The organism is Thomasclavelia sp. (assembly GCF_047249845.1).
Classification (GTDB): Bacteria; Bacillota_I; Bacilli_A; order Erysipelotrichales; family Coprobacillaceae; genus Thomasclavelia.
Window position 1 is genome coordinate 12,183 of record NZ_JBKTWO010000012.1, and the last position, 16,162, is coordinate 28,344.

The following is a 16,162-nucleotide window of genomic DNA, read 5'->3' on the forward strand; positions in this document are numbered from 1 at the left end:
TTTTATTGTTCATTAAATAATGGTTCTATATAACTTTTAATAAACTCAACTCGATCATTTACATCAGGTTTAAAAAGTGCAGCGATTGCAACTACAAGATCTTTCTTTGGATTTACATAAATAACATTACCACCATCACCCATTGCCATATAGCACTCTTCATCAAGCCACCATAAATATCCATATGATAAATCCAATTCTTTCCAGCGACTTTGTTCCTTAGTACAATCTTCTACCCATTTTGCAGATACAATTTGATGTCCATTATAATCACCGTGATTTAAATATAACTGTCCGATTTTAGCCATATCCATTGCCTTGAGAGTCAATCCCCATCCTGCACTATTCGTTCCACACTTATCCATGACCCAGCCGCTAATATTTTTAGCATTTAAAAAATTCATTTGCTCTTCTTCGCTATTAAAAATTATTTTATTTTGCACCTTAATCCCAAGTGGCGTAAACAAATATTTTTCAGCAAAATCAAAAACTGACTGACCAGTAACTTTCATAAGAATCCCTGATAAAATATCTGGTCCAATAAGCGGGGCATAGCGAAATTCACCAATTTCATTTTTTCCACCTAATAAATCTAATGAGAAAGTAACCCAATCTTCACTTGTAAAATATTCAATATATGGTCCTTCTTGATACTTATAAGGAGCTGTCATTGTCATCATATCTTTAATCGTGATTTTTTGAAGTATTTCTTCGCTATCTTTGATTGTATACTCTGGAAAAAATTCTATCACTTTTTTTTCAAGACTTTCAATATCCCCTCGATCAATGGCAATTCCAAAAAGTATTGCAATTATACTCTTTGTTACTGAGGCAACATGTATAGTACTTGCAGCGGTACAATCATTAAAATAATTTTCATATTTTATTAAACCACCCTGTAATATTACTATTCCTGCTATATTAGTATAATCTTCATTAATTTTCTTTTCTAATACCTTTAAATTTACTTGCTTCATTGGATTCTCCTTTTTCTATTTTTAAACAGTTCTCTTTCTAACTGGATAATAAACCTCAGTAACTAGTTCACTTTCATCAGATACCTGTGTTGGGTCATTTACATATACTTCATATAAAGCATCAGTATTTTCGTAGCCTTTTTTCTCTGCCCATTCACGCTGTTTAGTATATACTGATGATAAATTTGAATAGGAACCATAAACAGTTGTCTTTAAACACAAACCAGGGGCAAACTTCCTTGTTCCTATATTCGTTTCTTCAACCACAATAGCAAATTCAGTGTCTAAACCAAGCGGAGTAAATTCAGAACTATGAAAAAGCACCATTGGTGGCATGAGAACTGTAAGTTTATTAGTCGTAATATCTCTGAATAATTTACCAAAACACTCGACATAGGCGGTTTCAAATTCATCTTCTTGAACCATTTTTCTAGTTTTCAAAATATTCATCGCTGGTACCTCGACAAGTTCTACTTCAATAGTATCTAAATATGACATAATTGATTTCCCTTGCTGTAATAATGATAAATCATCATTTAATTGTTTTAATGTTTCTTGAAAAAGCTGTACTTGACGAATCATTTCTTTTTTCTTATTTGTAAGAGCTAAAGATAATTTTTCATCTTGAGATTCCTCTGTCTCTAAAATCATCTTGATTTCATCTAAAGAAAAATTATATGATTTTAAACGATTAATAAATAACATAGTTTCTAATTGTTCAATAGAATAATATCTATATCCATTTTCAGGATTGATTTCTTCTGGTAGAATTAACCCAATTTCTGCATAATAACGAAGCGTTTTTGTAGAAACTTTGCAAATATTTGAAAATTCTCCAATTGTTAACATTAATCTATACCTCCTTCTAGTGTTTATCACCATCTTACACCTTGCCCTAAGGGAAGAGTCAAGATAATAATAAAAATTAATTCATAGATTCTAAAAATTATGACATATAAGTCTCATTTCCATACACATCTTTCAATTATCAAGTCTTCATCATAATTTCTACACCAACTAAAAAAAGCTAATCTCTAATTAGCTTTTTAATTATTCAAAATAATCAAATTCAAAATCAGCAATTGTTACATTATCTCCATCTTTAGCCCCAGCAACTCTTAAAGCCTCATCAACACCCATATTTCTTAGCTTGATTAATAGACGCTTTAATGAGTCATCACTAACTAATGAAGTCATAGCAACCATTCTTTCAATCCGTTTACCAGTAATTTTCCAGTTTCCATTACCTAAATTATGTAATTCAAATGGTTTTTCTTCTTCATCGTCCATTGTATAAAGAACAGTATTTTCTTCATTATCTTCTTCCAATGTAAATACCGGTGTAGTCGCCAAAGTATCTGCAATTGCATATAAAACCTGATCAACACCATCATGGATAATAGCACTAATTGGAAAAATCTTAACTTCCTCACCTGCTAATTCTTTGAAACGAGCCAGATTTTCCTCAGCTCCTTCTTCATCCATTTTGTTAGCAACAACAATTTGAGGACGTTCTAATAAACGATATTGATATTCACCTAACTCTTTATTTATCGTTACATAATCTTCATAAGGATCTCGACCATCAACTGCACCCATATCTATAATATGGACAATTACTCGACATCTTTCAATATGTCTTAAAAACTGATGACCTAATCCTTTACCTTGAGCAGCCCCCTCTATCAATCCAGGTAAATCTGCCATAACAAAACTACGACCATCCTTTACCTGAACAACTCCTAGATTAGGAACAATAGTAGTAAAATGATAATCAGCTATTTCTGGACGAGCTCTAGATACTACTGAAAGTAGTGTTGATTTACCAACTGAAGGAAATCCGACTAACCCTACATCAGCTAATAGCTTTAATTCACATTGTAAATCAAATTTTTCACCTGGTTCACCACGTTCACAAATTTGCGGTGCTGGATTTCTAGAAGTTGCAAAGCGAGCATTCCCGCGACCTCCACGGCCACCTTTAGCAATTACCACACGCTGTTTATCTTCTGTTAAATCTGCCATGATCTTATTTGTTTCTTCATTGATTATTACTGTTCCAACTGGTACTTTGATCAATGTATCGATAGCATCTTTACCATGCATCTTTTTAGCCATCCCGTTTTGTCCTGCAGGAGCTTTATATAAACGATTATATTTTAAATCTAATAATGTTGAAAGCGATGTTGTTGCTTCAAAAATAACACTACCACCTTTTCCACCATCACCACCAGCTGGTCCACCTTTAGGGACATGAGCTTCTCGTCTAAATGCAACAGTTCCATCTCCACCTTTACCAGCTTCTACTCTAATTTTTGCTTTATCAATAAATTGCATAAATCCACCTCTTTTCTTATTATTCTCCAATTGACACAAAAAAATCCCTTTTCAGGGATTAAATTATGCAGCTGGATAAACTGAAACTTGTTTTCTATCTCTACCAAGTCTTTCGAATTTTACAACTCCATCAACAGTAGCGAATAAAGTATCATCTCCACCTTTACCTACGTTAGTACCTGGATGAACTTTAGTTCCTCTTTGTCTATAAATAATAGACCCTGCAGTACAAAATTGCCCGTCAGATAATTTAGCTCCTAATCTTTTTGATTTAGAATCACGACCATTTTTAGTTGACCCTACCCCTTTTTTAGAAGCGAATAATTGTAAATCTAATTTGAACATCATATGTTACACCTCCACTTTAGATATCTTAATAAATCGACCATAGCTTTCAACCATCGTTTCTAAAGTTACAACAAGTGTCTCTAGCACCACTTGACAAACTTCATCAGTATGATTGACAACTACATTTATATATCCTTCATTAATCTCAATCGTTCCTAAGCCTTTAGCTAAGAATCCTTTTTTTGCAAGCATATTCATTGCTCCAATACCAACAGTAGAAACACCAGCACAAACTAAATCTTTACCATATTCTCCACTGTCAGCGTGACCTGTAATACTAAGATTAACAATTTGATTATTATTTTGTTTTACTAAAACCTTAATCATTTGATTAAGCTTCTGCAGTTTCTTCAGCAGCTTTTTTAGCAGTTTTATTAATTGTATTGATTACTAATTTTGTATAAGGTTGTCTATGACCTTGTTTTTTGTGGTAATGTTTTTTAGCGTTATATTTATAAATAACAACTTTCTTTTCTTTACCTTGTTTTTCAACAGTAGCTTCTACAGTAGCACCTTCAACATAAGGAGCACCTAATTTAGTAGTTTTATCACCAACTAATAATACTTTATCAAAAACCACTTTTTCTCCTGCTTCAACATCTAATTTTTCTACAAAAATAGTATCACCAGCTTCAACTTTAATTTGTTTTCCACCTGTTTCAATAATTGCGTACATATCGCACCTCCTATTAATATTCTAAGACTCGCCAACCAAGGCAGCATTGCTTTAATACCTTTTATGTGCGGTTGTAGCTAGAGGTCTACAACATTAGTCATTATATTAAATTTATCTAATAAAGTCAATCTGTTTTAAGTTTTTTTATTAAAAATTGTAGAACTTGTTCTTCTTTATAAGTCTTACCATCAATTATATAAATATTATTATAGGGTCGATAAAAACTATACTTGTGATTTATTTTATAAAGTTTATATTTATTTTGATGTAATCGGTTTAAATAAAGACGAATGATCATATACCGAAATTCTTTTATATACTCATAATTTGCATATAATAAATAAAAATATACAAGTAAATAACCAATTTCATTATATAAAACTATTAATACTGATAAAGATAGTAATGATAGTTTTATTTGCATCTTAATTGCCTGATAGTAATCTTTAACCAACGATAATAAAAGCAATAATATTTTAGAACCATCTAAAGGATAAATAGGTAAAAGATTAAAAATAAATACTAAACGATTTACCTCCAATAAATATTGGCTTCCAATAAATATTTCAATAATAAAATAAACAGGTAAATGAACAGCTAAACCCGCCATCAACATGATCAATTCTTCACATATATGATGAACCCCATAATCATTTACACTCAAAAAAGCTCCAAAAGGAAAGATTTCAACTTTATCAATTTCAAAATCAAATTTTTTAGCAAAATAATAATGACCATATTCATGAACACAAACAATAGTCAATGCACTGATATAATTAAAAAAATTATTATTTAAAACACTAATTAAAAGATAAATCAAAGTAAAAGGATGGATATACCAGTTATTCCATCCTTTGATACTCTTCATAACTTATCTCTTTACCAAGATGCTCAAATTGTAAAATAAATTTTTTATCATAACTCCCTAGTACCATCCCTTGATCAACCTCATCATACAATGCCACCATTATATTATTAATTTCACTATAAGTAATTGATACATCATTTTTACCCAAAATAACTACATAACCACCTAAACTTTCATCTGTTCCTGTTTCAATAACACGCCCCGCTTCCATACTTAATACCTCATTACTATTATTTTTATAATAATCACCTTCTACATGCTGATAGCTTATTTCACTTGACACATTTACATCATCTGAAGGTAGAAAGGAAAACAATGTATCCGATATCCAGCTTGTAACCATCTTATAATTAGCATCATTTAAAATCATTTTTTTTAAATTTGAATCTGGGTTTAATTTAACATATGACATCGAAACTAAAACCACTAAAATTACAACCATAAATTTAACCATAAAATTATAAAAACGTTTAAAATTATCATCATTCAATGGTTGTTTAGTTTGACGTCTTTTTTGCATTCGTTTCCTTACATCATCAAGATCATTCATCATATCACCTAATTCATTATATGAAAACAATTAAATTAAAGACTTGATTTATGAGTAAAAAAATCGACGAATTAAACTCTTCTTTTTATATTTTAAATACGGCACCTGATGTCCTAACAAACGTTTAGATATATTAATAAAACAATTATGTAACAAATGATGTTCATCCAAAAAAATCGGTACACCACGATTATTAGCTTCAATCATATCATGGCTATCATATACGATCCCAAGTAATGGTAATGATAATATTTCTTTAGCATCATTAATTGTTAGTGAACGTGAACTTTCAATATCATCAACATTTACCTTGTTAATAATCATATTAATCGTATTAATTCCTTTTTTCATCAATAATCCAACTACACGATCTGCATCTCGCAAAGATGAAACATCAAGATTTACTACTACAATTGCTTCACTAGCTAATGAAGCAGAATATTCAAATCCTTTTTCGACTCCAGCAGGACTATCCACAATAATAAAATCAAAATCTTTGTTTAATCTTTCGATTAAGGAATTCATTATTTCAGTATCTAAATTTTCAAATGATAATGACTTACAAGATGGCAATAAACTCAAACCAGCTATCCTCTTATCTTTTACCAATACTTGTTCAATCGTACAACGACCCTCAACAACATCATTTAAATCATAAACGACCCTGTTTTCCAAACCCATCATGACATCAAGATTTTTAAGACCAAAATCACCATCAATTAAACAAACCTTAAACTTAGAAAATGCTAGGGCACTAGCTAAATTAACACTTATACTACTTTTACCTACCCCGCCTTTACCAGAAGTAACTACAATAACTCTAGACATAAATCATGTCCCCCTTATCTAAGAATATTTCATTGTCTTTATAATAAAGCATTGTAAGCTCAGAACTTGTATAACTTTGTCGAGAAACTCCATTAATTCTAATATGAGCATTTTTAAAACACTGACCACTAATTCTTGATCTTGCGTTAACCCCCTCAACAAAGCCACTTACACGACCCATCACATATAATTTTCCACTAAATCGTACAATCGCGCCTGGATTTATCTGTCCAATTATTAATGTATCTTGATCTATCTCTAATACTTCACCTGAATGAATTGTCTTTTTAATGACTTTAATATCATTTTTTTGTTCTTTTTTTATCATATTAATACCATCAAATAATAAAACTTGTTTTTCAAATAATAAATCTAATAATTTTGATAGTTCATGAACACTCAAAATTCGACTTTTAAAGTCAAAAAAAGCCCTTGGAAAATAACCATCACTTTTAAGTAATGGAGACTCTAAAAGGCTTTCTAACTCACTCATTAAACTATTAAATTCTTGACTATCATCAAAAACAAAAACTAGATGACCACTAACCCCTTTTACTTTGATATGCATTGACTTTTCCCTCGAATCCTAATTTCTTATGAATAAAATATATCGGAGCAATCAAAAACATATTAACTGCTACTGTTGGTAGCAGACGATTTATTGCAAATGTCGCAATTGAAAGCTGCGTTATATTAGTTATCCACACCAACCAATATAACACAATCTCTTGCACGATTATTGTCACAATTACAGTAATAAACATTTCTAAAAGGGTAAAAGTAGCTAATTTTGTATATCTTTTCCCTAAAAAAGCATACAAACAATATAATAAAACATAAATTAATAAACTATTAGCATAAACAACTGCATAATACAATCCAGTAACTGTTGCAAAAATATAACGATGCTCATCACCAATCGTATTATTCAATAATGTAAACATCATTAAACCAATACAGGGAATAATTGTAATTCCTGATTTATCAAAATTAAACGGGATATAATAATTGATTACACTATCAACCATAAAACTTAAAGCCATCACCAAATAATATCGATATAATTTCTTATTCATCGACATTTCCTCTAAATACTACTGATACATAACTTAAATCACTAAAATCTTCCGCCGGCTTAACCTTAAGTGTTTTTGTCATTCCATCACTAGAAGAATCAATTCCCTCAAAAGTACCAATATATATTCCTTTTGGTGCTTTTTGATCACCACCTAATCCAGAAGTAATAACTTTAGCATTATCTTCTAATTTATCAACATTGCTTAACAATGTAACCTCATAACATTTACTTTCAACATCATAACGCTTTAACAAACCATAAATATTCTGATCACCATTTATAATTTGAACAGGTAAATCAGATACCGGTTTTTCAGTTGTCAATAATTGTACAGTAGCACTAACTTCAGTAACTGATGTTACCTTTCCTACCATTCCTTTAGAAGCAACAACAACCATATCTTTACTTACTCCTGCCATACTTCCTAAATCAATTGTTATCTCATTAGTCCAGCTGCTAGCATCACGAGCAATTACTGTAGCTGTCTTTACATTATATTCGGTAGGTAAGTGATCTAGCTTTGTGATTTTTTTCAAGTCTTCAATTTCGTTAGATAATACATCTGTATTAACCTCTACACTTGCATATGCTGCTAATTTAGCTCTTAAGATCTTGTTTTCATTATATACATCTTTTAATTCATTATATTCACTAAACAAATTACTCACAAATTCTATAGGTTTTTTTATTACATAATACTCTACCACGGCTATTGAATCACTGATCATTCTTTCAATTCCCCATTGTGTTCTAGAAAATATTAAGGAAATACTTGAAAAAACAATGATAGCAACCGTAATTATCAAAATAATTCTTCTATTTCGTTGTTTTTTTCGATTATTCAAATTATCACCTCACACGTCCATTCCATTATAAGGCATTAATATAAAATAATCAATTAACTTTAAACTTCAATGATCTCTTTTGATGCAAAACTATAAAATTTATTTCTCCCAATTATCAAATGATCAACTATTTCTATCTCTAATTCATCTGCCATTTTGTATAACTTTTCAGTCGTTTCAATATCCTGTAATGAAGGAGCTGGATTACCAGAATGATGATTATGAATGATCATGATTCGACTGCTGCCACAAATCAAAGCTTCTTTAAATATCTCCCGCCCACTAATAATAGAGATATTATTACTGCCTATAAATACTGTCTTTTCCTTCATTACTTCTAATCTTGAATTTAAACAAAGAATAATTACACGTTCTTGTTGTTCAAACATTAATTTATCTTTAACCAACATATAACCATCTTTAGGTTCTTTAATAACCGTCATCATTATTTGAGTATTTTTTAATCTTTTAGTAAGTTCAATTACTGCTAATATTTCAATTGCTTTAGCTTTTTTAATTCCATTAATTAAAACAAGCTGATGATAAGTAATATCCTTTAAATAATTCAGACCACCAACTTCATTAATAATTCGTTGAGCCAATTCCAAAACTGACTCTTGTCTACTACCAGTTCTTAAAATCAAAGCTAACAGTTCAACATTATTTAAACTTTCTATTCCAAAATGATAAGCCTTTTCACGTGGTCGTTCTTCTTGAGGATAATTTTTTATCTTCATGAACTTAACTCTTTTATTATTGCTTCATAGTTTTGCTGTTCAATAACTTCTTTAAAGTCATTAGCAAATTTAACTTGTTTAATAACACAAGTTATTCCCTTTTCACTAATACTATTTCCCATTTTTTTAGCCTCCTCTTCATTTAAAAACACACCTGTAATAACAACAAAATTATTATCTTTTTGATATTTATAATTCGGTTGTTGTAAATCAGTTAATTTTTTAATCATCTCATTTGCGTTTTCTTCCTGTTTATAAATTCCAATCTGTACTATGTAAGCATTAATATTACTTCCAATTGATGAAAAAAACTTTAAATAGAATCCCCCAAACAATATTGATAACGCTACAGCTAACACTACAATAAATCTAATTATCTTCATATTCTACCTCCAATAAAGAATATGCAAATAATTATAAAATATGAAAGGCTTTTAGCCTTTCATATTAACGATGTCGTGTAATTGAATAATGTCCTTTAAATAATCTTGCAACATTAACCGCTGTTGCAACAGCTATTACTGAAACAACAAACGGAATCACAAAACCACCACCAACTTGCATTTGTGATGAAACAGGCAACTCCCTCATTCTATCGCCACTCAATTGAAATAATCCTTGGAATAGATAGCCGTCCAGCCGTTGACTTAACCATCTTATAAACCGCTGCCCCCATAACTACACAAAAGAATACTGTCGTAAATCCACCACCAGAAATTTGCATCTGACTACATAATTGTAATTCATTCATCTTTCATTTCCTCCTCTTATATTTTAGGCCACACATCCACTAAACCTCTCACTATTATTTACTATATAATTATTAATTTTACTTGATAAAACATTAATTTTAATTTAAATAACTCTATATAACTAATTACATATTATATATAAAAAGCTATTGATAATATCAATAGCTTAATTATTACATCAATTCAATTTTTTCTTTTACAGCATCATATTTAGATTGATAATCAATCAGTTTATTCTTTTCTAATTCAACCTTTTCTTTAGGGGCTTTAGATGTGAATTTTTCATTAGAAAGCATATTTTGACAACGTTTGATTTCACCTTCAAGTTTTTTCAACTGTGCCAATAATTTTTCTTTTTCAGCATCTTTATCAATATAATCACCTAATTCTACAAGTAACGAATTACCACCTTTAATCGTAATATTTGCCACTTCACCATCAGCAGTAAGATTATAACCTGAGCATATAGCATTACATAATTTCTTTATGTATGGTAAACATTTATCTAATAATCCCTCAAGCTCATTGTTTTTAGTATTGATTAGATATGGTACTTCAATTGCATTCTTAATCGTATACTGTGTTCTAATTTCACGAATTCCTTTTACAATATCAATTAAATATATAAATTGATCATTAATCTCTTCATCTGTAAAATCAGCATTAACTTCTGGCCAAGAAGCAATACATATAGATTCTTCTAAATGAGGGATTGCCTGAAAAATTTCTTCTGTTACAAATGGCATGAATGGATGCAGCATTTTAACAATTGCATTCAAAACATAAACTAAAGTATTTAAACTAGCTTGTTTTTCTTCATCATTATCACTATTTAAATGAACCTTTGTAAGCTCGATATACCAAGAACAGAAATCATCCCAAATAAATTTATATAATTCGCTACCTACATTAACAAACTCAAATTTATCCATATTAATATCAACTTCACGAATAACTTCATTTAAACGATTTAAGATCCATTTATCACAAAGATTTAAATTTTCAAACGATAGATCTTCATATTTCATCTCATCATCAATATTCATTAAAACAAAACGAGCACTATTCCAAATTTTATTAATAAAATTCCATGAAGCTTCTAATTTTTCTGGGATATAACGAAGATCCATTCCTGGTGCTGAATTAGTTGTTAAAAAGAAACGTAAAGTATCTGCACCATATTTATCAATAACATCCATTGGATCGACACCGTTACCTAATGATTTAGACATCTTTCTACCTTGCTCATCACGAATTAACCCATGAATTAAAACATGTTCAAATGGTCTTTGATCAGTAAAATGTAATGATTGGAAAATCATTCTGCTTACCCAGAAGAAAATAATATCATATCCAGTTACAAGGGTATTAGTAGGAAAATATCGCTTGAATAACTCACTGTCGACATTAGGCCATCCTAAAGTTGAAAACGGCCAAAGAGCACTAGAAAACCAAGTATCTAAGACATCTTCATCTTGTTTCCAATTTTCAATATCTTCTGGAGCTGTTTTACCTACATAAACTTCTCCCGTAACTTTGTGATACCAGGCTGGTACTTGATGTCCCCACCATAATTGTCGTGATATACACCAGTCTTCAATATTTTCCATCCACTGATTAAATGTTTTTTCAAATCGTTCAGGTACAAAGTTTACTTTTGAATCTTTTAATTGATTTTCTAAAGCTGCTTTAGCAAGTGGTTCCATTTTAACAAACCATTGTTTTGATAAATACGGTTCAACGATTGCATTACTTCTTTCTGAATGACCTACTTGGTGTAGATGCTTTTCAATATGATCAACTACTCCAGCTGCTTCGAAATCAGCTACTAATGCTTTACGACATTCAAAACGGTCCATTCCTTGATACTTATGAGCCATTTCATTCATTGTACCATCATCATTCATACAAATTGGCATTTCCAAGTTATATTTTTTTGCTAAAGCAAAGTCATTAGGATCATGAGCAGGTGTACATTTCATTACTGCTGTTCCAAACGACATATCGATATAACTATCAGCCATTATTGGTAAGGGTTCACCATTAGCTGGATTAATAGCTTTTTTTCCAATTAAATGTGTATATCTTTCATCATCAGGATGAACAAAAATCGCTTGATCGGCAAACATCGTTTCTGGACGAGTTGTTGCAATAATTAATTGTTCATCGCTATCGACGATTTGATATTTAAAATAATACATCGCTCCTTCAATTTCTTTATGTATTACTTCAATATTACTTAAAGCTGTTCTTTGAACTGGATCCCAGTTAATAATTCTTTTTCCTTGATAAATCAAACCTTCATTATATAACTTAACAAATACTTCCTTAACTGCATCACTCAAACCATCATCCAAAGTAAAACGCTCTTTAGAATAATCCAATGATAAGCCTAATTTTTCCCACTGGGAACGAATAATTGAAGCATATTCTTCCTTCCAAGACCAGGCTTTTTCTAAGAAACCTTCACGTCCCAGATCATAACGCGAAATACCTTCTTCGCGCATTCTAGCTTCTACTTTAGCCTGTGTTGCAATACCAGCATGATCCATTCCTGGTAACCATAACGCATCATATCCCTGCATTCTTTTATAACGAATGATCATATCTTGTAAAGTTGTATCCCAAGCATGTCCTAAATGTAATTTTCCAGTTACATTGGGAGGGGGAATTACTATTGCATAAGGTTTTTTACTAGTATCACCAGCTTCAAAATATTTTTTATCGATCCAATGCCGATATTTCCCTTCCTCAACCTTATGGTGATTATATTTTGGTTCTAATTGTTTACTCATCTGTCTTTACCTCCATATCAATAAAATCATTTTTATTCTCTCTAATATATTTTCCTGTTTTCGATACAATATCCAATGACTTAAACATCGGCATTAATTCATTAGTAAAATCAGCAAAATTGTATTTACCATAATCACTGTCATCATCTATTTCTGTATCCTCATCTTTTTCAATCATTACTGCTAACCTTTCAGCAGCTTCCATCAATTCTACAACATCATGACAACCAATAGCTTCAAACGCTTCTTTAACATAAGGACGATATGTACAATAAGGCTCTTGAATAAAAAAAGTATGGATTGAACCCTGGTTTCCTTTCATTGAAGCTTCAACCTGATAAATCGTATAAATCAATAACTCTCCATGAGTTAAAACATCTTTTAAACTACCTTTAATTTCTTCCCCTTCATACAATTTATCTTCTTTTGCCATAATATGAAACATTACCGCTTGTGTCAGTTTATCATCAGGGGTTTCATCAAACATCTTCCTTGTAAAATTACGATACTTGACTAAATTCTCCTCATATTCAATTCGTTGTTTCTGTTGGGTCTTCATTTTTCCATTAGCAAAATACAACCAGAAAATACAAGCTCCTGCAAAAAATATCCAAATAATTGAACCTTCCATATTTTCCTCCTTAAAATAAAAAAAGCACCGTCATAAGGACGAATGCTCGTGGTACCACCTTACTTTGCATAATAATCTATGCCTCAAAACTTTAACGCAGTTATACGTGTCTACCTACTACTTTCAATAAACATGCTCCTAGGCTACCTTCAATCTATTATCTTATCCCATTTCCACCTTAAGGGACTCTCTATCAAGCATCTAGATTTACTCCTCCTAATCATCGCTAAATTCATTCTAACAAAATCCTAACTACTAGTCAATTGAAAGCTTTTTATTTAACGAAGAAATAGAGTCTAAATAATATAACAGCCTTGACATCATAATAATATTATTTATTTCATCATGATCTAATTTAATAATTGGAACAACATGTAATAAACACTGTAACAATAATCTTTCTTCTTTTAATAACTTTAATTTACAAAAATAACTATCTAAAATCACATCAAAATCAAAAATAAGCTCTGGTATTTTTTGATACATATTATAAATATCATAAATACATAAATTAATTTTGATATAATCAATTGAAATCAATTTACTTTCTTTCATCATAATATGATTATAATTAAAATTATTATAAGTTAAACATAACCTTATTGTATCTAAATTACAGACATAATTCTGATAACAATCCAATAACTCTAAAGCATTATTTAAACAACATTCTATTCGATGATAGTTTAAAACAAACATCCATCCAGTAGGACTACGATATGATAACGTTTCAAAATTTTTCATCAATTCATCATAATATAATTTCCGTTCACAAATAATCTTTTCAATATCTTCAATTTGACGTTTAAAAAAACTTTTAGAAACACTATAATTAAAAAACGAAGTTGTATGAAGATAAGCAAGACATTCATAATAAAACTTTAACTTTAACTCTTTAATAATTACATTATCATTTGCTAACCAAGGACTGAGATAAAAAGTCTTACCTTCACTAGTTGTCAATATTTGTTGACGAGAATTTTTAATAATTGGTAAAAAACACTTTAAGTGTAAACTTTCAATATGATCCCATACAACAGTAATACTATTATCTTCTACAAACTTTAAGCAAAAAAAACCTTCTTTACATTTAACTTTATAAACTTTTTTAGATACCTTTATATAGCCTATAACCTCTAGTGAATAGGCTTCTTTAATTACCTTATTGACATACATATGGGATAATTAAAACACTGCCAGGTTCCAATACTTTATCCTGGTTATAGTCTCGAATTACATTTTCGTCCACACTGTAACGAGTAGCCACATCACTATAACTATCATTTTCTTTTACAATGTATAAATAATAAGTACCTACACTATCACTAGTATCTTGAAAGATTGGTCGTGATTTGCTTTGATAAACTTTTTCTTGCAACTGCTCACTGATTTCCTTAGCCACTGCTGCTTCTTTTGCCACCATTGCCTCCTTTGTTATTACTGTTTCTTTTGATGATACTGCCTTTGATGCAGTAACTTCTTTAGCCTTAACTTCAGGAACGATCGTTGCACTATTTTCAACTACGATTTCCTGATAAGCTGGTCGAGGTTTTTCAATAGCTTCTACTCTTTTTACTACCTCAGGCTGTTTAACTGGTTTTACTTCAACAACTGGTTTACTTTCTTCAACTGCTTCTACCTCTCTAACAGCTTCTTTTACTGGTGTTGCAACTGGTTTATCATCTCGAATTAGATTTTCAATTTCTTCTAAAGTATCCTCATTTGCAAAACTATCGTCTCTTACATAACGATCTTCACCTTCAACTACCCCATGAATCCCAACTTCAATTTTAATCTGTACATTTCCATCCTTAACAAAATAATCAAAATCTTCAACTTTAATATTAAAATCTCGTTGATCTACAATCTTATCAAAAGTAGCTAAAACATCCATTTCAATATTTTCTTCAAAATTCTTACCTTCGTTATACTCTCCTTTAACGATCAAACTTCCTATTGCTCTAACCCCAACACTTTCGATCTTGTAATTAATCGACTCATCAACTGATAAAGATAATAGCTCTTTTAACTGATGATTTAAATCAACCCACTTTTCAAAATATATCTTTTGCATAATTACCTCCCACCAAACTATATGCAAAAAAAACTAAAATATGAAAAAAGACAGTCAAGCTGTCTAATTAAAATCAATATCACATAATTCATAAATAAAATTCCAAGCATCTTCTATTCCTGTTTTCTTTAAACTTGAAAAACGAATAAATTTATCTTCAGGATGAAATCCTAATGTATCTTTAATTATCTTTTCATTTTTCTTTAGATCATTTCTTTTAAGCTTATCTTCCTTAGTTGCCACTACCAAAACAGGAACATCATGATGTTTAACAAATTCATACATCAGCACATCATCTTTAGTTGGTTTATGACGATAATCCATTAATAAGATAAAACCTCTCAATGTTGAACGTAATGTAATATATTCATCCATTGTTTTACCAAATTGTTTTGTAATATTATCATTTACCTTTGCATATCCATAACCAGGAACATCTACAAAATATAAAGCATCATTAACATTAAAGAAATTTAATGTTCTTGTTTTCCCTGGAGTACCAGAAACCTTAGCTAAACCATTACGATTTAACATTGCATTTATAAAACTACTTTTCCCTACATTACTCCGACCCGCAAGACACATCTCAGGATAATTTTCTTCAGGCCATTGACTTTTCCAAGCTGCAGAAAGTACATATTCTGCTTTTTTGATTTTTACCATTTT

General features: G+C 30.4%; 21 protein-coding genes and 2 other annotated features. All 21 genes read right to left on the reverse strand.

Translation table 11 applies throughout. From position 1 onward, the window contains the following. Window positions 1-2 precede the first annotated feature (2 nt). The 21 genes from ACLR9T_RS04710 to yihA all read right to left on the reverse strand — a co-directional run bounded on the left by ACLR9T_RS04710 (window position 3) and on the right by yihA (window position 16,159). The gene (locus ACLR9T_RS04710) at window positions 3-977 is read right to left on the reverse strand and encodes a serine hydrolase domain-containing protein (RefSeq protein WP_413108382.1); all 975 of its coding nucleotides are present in this window, start codon (window positions 975-977) and stop codon (window positions 3-5) included. 21 nt (window positions 978-998) lie between these two features. Next, on the reverse strand, window positions 999-1,826 hold the full coding sequence (locus tag ACLR9T_RS04715; RefSeq protein WP_413108383.1) for a MerR family transcriptional regulator: 828 nt from the start codon (window positions 1,824-1,826) through the stop codon (window positions 999-1,001). A 201-nt stretch (window positions 1,827-2,027) separates the two neighbouring features. Further along, on the reverse strand, window positions 2,028-3,314 hold the full coding sequence (obgE, locus tag ACLR9T_RS04720; protein ID WP_413108384.1) for a GTPase ObgE: 1,287 nt from the start codon (window positions 3,312-3,314) through the stop codon (window positions 2,028-2,030). A 63-nt stretch (window positions 3,315-3,377) separates the two neighbouring features. Next, the gene (rpmA, locus tag ACLR9T_RS04725; protein WP_008791486.1) at window positions 3,378-3,662 is read right to left on the reverse strand and encodes a 50S ribosomal protein L27; all 285 of its coding nucleotides are present in this window, start codon (window positions 3,660-3,662) and stop codon (window positions 3,378-3,380) included. 3 nt (window positions 3,663-3,665) lie between these two features. Continuing rightward, complete coding sequence (locus ACLR9T_RS04730; RefSeq protein WP_003536709.1) at window positions 3,666-3,989, reverse strand: ribosomal-processing cysteine protease Prp; 324 nt, start codon at window positions 3,987-3,989, stop codon at window positions 3,666-3,668. Between the two features lie 4 nt (window positions 3,990-3,993). Next, a complete protein-coding gene (rplU, locus tag ACLR9T_RS04735) occupies window positions 3,994-4,338 on the reverse strand; it encodes a 50S ribosomal protein L21 (protein WP_413108385.1) in 345 nt (114 codons plus the stop codon). A gap of 14 nt (window positions 4,339-4,352) precedes the next feature. Continuing rightward, window positions 4,353-4,421, reverse strand: a sequence feature (ribosomal protein L21 leader region). A gap of 41 nt (window positions 4,422-4,462) precedes the next feature. Then, complete coding sequence (locus tag ACLR9T_RS04740; RefSeq protein ID WP_413108386.1) at window positions 4,463-5,206, reverse strand: stage IV sporulation protein; 744 nt, start codon at window positions 5,204-5,206, stop codon at window positions 4,463-4,465. Further along, entirely contained in the window at window positions 5,181-5,756 is a 576-nt protein-coding gene (locus ACLR9T_RS04745; RefSeq protein ID WP_413108387.1) for a peptidoglycan DD-metalloendopeptidase family protein, read from the reverse strand. The genes ACLR9T_RS04740 and ACLR9T_RS04745 overlap by 26 nt, the downstream gene beginning before the upstream one ends. A 48-nt stretch (window positions 5,757-5,804) precedes the next feature. After that, window positions 5,805-6,584, reverse strand: a complete 780-nt coding sequence (minD, locus tag ACLR9T_RS04750; RefSeq protein WP_413108388.1) for a septum site-determining protein MinD — start codon at window positions 6,582-6,584, stop codon at window positions 5,805-5,807. After that, entirely contained in the window at window positions 6,577-7,152 is a 576-nt protein-coding gene (locus ACLR9T_RS04755; RefSeq protein WP_413108389.1) for a septum site-determining protein MinC, read from the reverse strand. The genes minD and ACLR9T_RS04755 overlap by 8 nt, the downstream gene beginning before the upstream one ends. Further along, on the reverse strand, window positions 7,127-7,660 hold the full coding sequence (locus ACLR9T_RS04760; protein ID WP_413108390.1) for a hypothetical protein: 534 nt from the start codon (window positions 7,658-7,660) through the stop codon (window positions 7,127-7,129). The genes ACLR9T_RS04755 and ACLR9T_RS04760 overlap by 26 nt, the downstream gene beginning before the upstream one ends. Beyond that, window positions 7,653-8,507 (reverse strand): rod shape-determining protein MreC, encoded by an 855-nt coding sequence (mreC, locus tag ACLR9T_RS04765; protein ID WP_413108391.1) that lies wholly within the window; start codon window positions 8,505-8,507, stop codon window positions 7,653-7,655. The genes ACLR9T_RS04760 and mreC overlap by 8 nt, the downstream gene beginning before the upstream one ends. A gap of 59 nt (window positions 8,508-8,566) precedes the next feature. Then, window positions 8,567-9,244 (reverse strand): RadC family protein, encoded by a 678-nt coding sequence (gene radC, locus ACLR9T_RS04770; protein ID WP_413108392.1) that lies wholly within the window; start codon window positions 9,242-9,244, stop codon window positions 8,567-8,569. Next, window positions 9,241-9,627: an SPOR domain-containing protein gene (locus ACLR9T_RS04775; RefSeq protein WP_413108393.1), complete on the reverse strand. Its 387-nt coding sequence runs from the start codon at window positions 9,625-9,627 to the stop codon at window positions 9,241-9,243. Before ACLR9T_RS04775 ends, radC begins: the two co-directional genes overlap by 4 nt. 64 nt (window positions 9,628-9,691) lie before the next feature. Beyond that, window positions 9,692-9,835 carry a hypothetical protein gene (locus ACLR9T_RS04780; RefSeq protein WP_413108394.1) on the reverse strand — a complete coding sequence of 48 codons (144 nt, stop codon included), beginning with the start codon at window positions 9,833-9,835 and terminating at the stop codon, window positions 9,692-9,694. Between the two features lies 1 nt (window position 9,836). Then, the gene (locus tag ACLR9T_RS04785; RefSeq protein WP_413108395.1) at window positions 9,837-9,995 is read right to left on the reverse strand and encodes a hypothetical protein; all 159 of its coding nucleotides are present in this window, start codon (window positions 9,993-9,995) and stop codon (window positions 9,837-9,839) included. A gap of 174 nt (window positions 9,996-10,169) precedes the next feature. After that, window positions 10,170-12,791 carry a valine--tRNA ligase gene (locus ACLR9T_RS04790; RefSeq protein ID WP_413108396.1) on the reverse strand — a complete coding sequence of 874 codons (2,622 nt, stop codon included), beginning with the start codon at window positions 12,789-12,791 and terminating at the stop codon, window positions 10,170-10,172. After that, on the reverse strand, window positions 12,784-13,422 hold the full coding sequence (locus ACLR9T_RS04795) for a hypothetical protein (RefSeq protein ID WP_413108397.1): 639 nt from the start codon (window positions 13,420-13,422) through the stop codon (window positions 12,784-12,786). The genes ACLR9T_RS04790 and ACLR9T_RS04795 overlap by 8 nt, the downstream gene beginning before the upstream one ends. Before the next feature lie 31 nt (window positions 13,423-13,453). Beyond that, window positions 13,454-13,655, reverse strand: a binding site (T-box leader). 22 nt (window positions 13,656-13,677) lie between these two features. Next, a complete protein-coding gene (locus tag ACLR9T_RS04800; protein WP_413108398.1) occupies window positions 13,678-14,598 on the reverse strand; it encodes a hypothetical protein in 921 nt (306 codons plus the stop codon). Beyond that, entirely contained in the window at window positions 14,585-15,496 is a 912-nt protein-coding gene (locus ACLR9T_RS04805; RefSeq protein ID WP_413108399.1) for a LysM peptidoglycan-binding domain-containing protein, read from the reverse strand. The genes ACLR9T_RS04800 and ACLR9T_RS04805 overlap by 14 nt, the downstream gene beginning before the upstream one ends. Before the next feature lie 63 nt (window positions 15,497-15,559). Next, window positions 15,560-16,159: a ribosome biogenesis GTP-binding protein YihA/YsxC gene (gene yihA / locus ACLR9T_RS04810; protein WP_413108400.1), complete on the reverse strand. Its 600-nt coding sequence runs from the start codon at window positions 16,157-16,159 to the stop codon at window positions 15,560-15,562. Between the last annotated feature and the right edge of the window lie 3 nt (window positions 16,160-16,162).